The 410-nt window shown below is 37.3% G+C and carries 1 protein-coding gene; it reads right to left on the reverse strand.

The features are described from left to right. Positions 1-355: ABC transporter substrate-binding protein (locus KQI94_RS16340; RefSeq protein ID WP_253296192.1), on the reverse strand; the 355-nt coding region annotated here is incomplete at its 3' end. Positions 356-410 lie beyond the last annotated feature (55 nt).

Consider the following 410-nt stretch of genomic DNA (forward strand, 5'->3'; position numbering starts at 1 on the left):
TTATTTGTGTACCATCAGACCACTTAGCGCCATCTCTAATCACAATGGTATAAGTTTTGCCATTATTCGATACTTTTGGTTGACCAGCTGCGATGGCTGGTTGCGGTTGATTTTTTTCATCTAATCGATACAACCCCTCCATCACATTGGCTAATAAAGTTATACTCGTTTGATCTACAGCAGTTGCTGGGTCTAAACTTTGGACAGGTGTCCCTGCAGTCAAAGTCGCTACCTGTTCTACTTTTTTTTCGGTTACATCTTGTGAATCTTTTGTGGCAGTATTTATACCACAACTGGCTAATACCAAAGGTAATAACCCAATACCTAAAAAACAAAACTTCTTGTACTTCTTCATTTTTATCAACCTCCGTAGTTTAAATTTGCTAACTAATTCTAGCGATATACAAATA

This window comes from Enterococcus sp. S183_ASV_20 (assembly GCF_018919685.1).
GTDB lineage: Bacteria > Bacillota > Bacilli > Lactobacillales > Enterococcaceae > Enterococcus > Enterococcus faecalis.